Genomic DNA, 530 nt, shown 5'->3' with positions numbered 1-530 from the left:
TCACCTCCCCTTCTAACGGAAATTTTTTTGAACCCTTCCATACCACCAAGAAAAATGGACTTGGACTTGGGCTATCGATTTCTCAACAAATAATCAGCGGAATAAATGGCAAGCTAGTTACCAATCACAGCCCACAAGGTGGTGCTCGATTTAGTATCGAGTTACCCATAGTTCCAACAAAAGAATCAGATTAGTCGCTAAACAAACCAGTACACCTTCACCAACAATAAAAATAAAAGATTAAAGGAATAACTATGTGTCACGTCTATTTCATTGATGATGAATCCGATCTAAGAATGGCTATTGAACAGAGCTTTGAGCTCGCCGATATTGATGCCGAATTCTTTCCCGATGCGGAGTCTGCTCTGCTCGCAATTCAAGAGAACGGCTTACCTCACGTAATCATCACTGATATCTGTCTACCGGGCCTTTCCGGGCATGACCTACTCAACACCGTGATGCACAAAGACAAAGAAATCCCCGTGATTATGATTACTGGTCACGGCGATATTTCGATGGCGGTACAAGCG

At 43.0% G+C, this 530-nt stretch carries 2 protein-coding genes; both read left to right on the top strand.

Translation table 11 applies throughout. The annotated features are described in order from the left end of the window. On the top strand, positions 1–194 hold a 194-nt coding region (locus tag AB4496_RS27865; protein ID WP_372133260.1), incomplete at its 5' end, for an ATP-binding protein. Positions 195–254: 60 nt separating this feature from the next. Next, positions 255–530, top strand: a 276-nt coding sequence (locus tag AB4496_RS27860) for a response regulator (protein ID WP_372133257.1), incomplete at its 3' end; no start/stop codon positions are given.

This window comes from Vibrio sp. 10N.222.46.A1, from assembly GCF_041473595.1.
Lineage (GTDB): Bacteria > Pseudomonadota > Gammaproteobacteria > Enterobacterales > Vibrionaceae > Vibrio > Vibrio tasmaniensis_A.
The sequence above is the reverse complement of the archived record's forward strand: the minus strand, read 5'-3'. Positions and strand labels throughout refer to the sequence as shown.